The 858-nt window shown below is 73.5% G+C and carries 1 protein-coding gene; it reads left to right on the top strand.

The window, feature by feature from the left end:
• Positions 1 to 50 precede the first annotated feature (50 nt).
• A complete protein-coding gene (locus GUY61_RS38670; RefSeq protein WP_243767056.1) occupies positions 51 to 788 on the top strand; it encodes an ABC transporter ATP-binding protein in 738 nt (245 codons plus the stop codon).
• The last annotated feature ends 70 nt before the right edge of the window (positions 789 to 858 follow it).

The following is an 858-nucleotide window of genomic DNA, read 5'->3' as shown; positions in this document are numbered from 1 at the left end:
GCCCCATACCCCCCGCGATGCCCACGGCACCCGTACCCCCCACGGCCACGATGTCCGCGGCCGTACGGCTGCGGGGCGCCACCAAGTCCTTCGGCGCCGCGCTGGTGCTCGACCGGATCGATCTCGACGTGCGGCCCGGTGAGTTCGTCTGTCTGCTCGGGGCCTCGGGCTGCGGCAAGTCGACGCTGCTGAACCTGGTGGCGGGACTCGAAGCACCGACCGCCGGCACGGTGTCGGTGAGGGCTCCGCGCCCGGCCTTCATGTTCCAGGATCATGCTCTGTTCCCCTGGCTGACGGCGGGCGGGAACGTCGAACTGGCCCTGGAGCTGGCCGGGTTGCCCAAGGCCCGGCGGCGCCCGGAGGCGGAGCGGCTGCTGGAGGTGGTGCGGCTCGGCGGCGCGTACGGCAAGCGGGTGCACGAGCTGTCCGGTGGCATGCGGCAGCGCGTGGCGCTGGCCCGTGCCCTCGCCCAGGGCAGCGAAGTACTGCTGATGGACGAGCCGTTCGCCGCGCTCGACGCCATCACACGGGACCTTCTGCACGAGGTGCTTGCCGACATCTGGGAGCGGCGCGGGCCGGCCGTCCTGTTCGTCACCCACAACGTGCGCGAGGCGGTCCGGCTCGGGCAGCGGGTCCTGCTGCTGTCCTCCCGGCCCGGGCGGATCGCCCGCGAGTGGCGGGTGGATCTGCCCCGTCCCCGGCGGACCGGGGACCCGGAGGCCGCGGAGCTCGCCGGGGACATCACCGGACATCTGCGTGAGGAGATACGCCGTCATGCCCGCCACTGATGTGAGGGCCGGGAACGGCACCGCGCGCGAGCCGGACGGTGTGGACGGGACGGACCGGGAGGGCGAGGTG

Source organism: Streptomyces sp. GC420, assembly GCF_009916105.1.
In the GTDB taxonomy this organism is placed as follows: Bacteria; Actinomycetota; Actinomycetes; order Streptomycetales; family Streptomycetaceae; genus Streptomyces.
Note: the sequence above shows the minus strand (reverse complement) of the source record. Positions and strands in the feature narration are given on the sequence as shown.

Coding starts and splice junctions, on each gene's coding strand:
- GUY61_RS38670 (WP_243767056.1), top strand. CDS start 51: ATGTCCGCGGCCGTACGGCTGCGGGGCGCCACCAAGTCCTTCGGCGCC.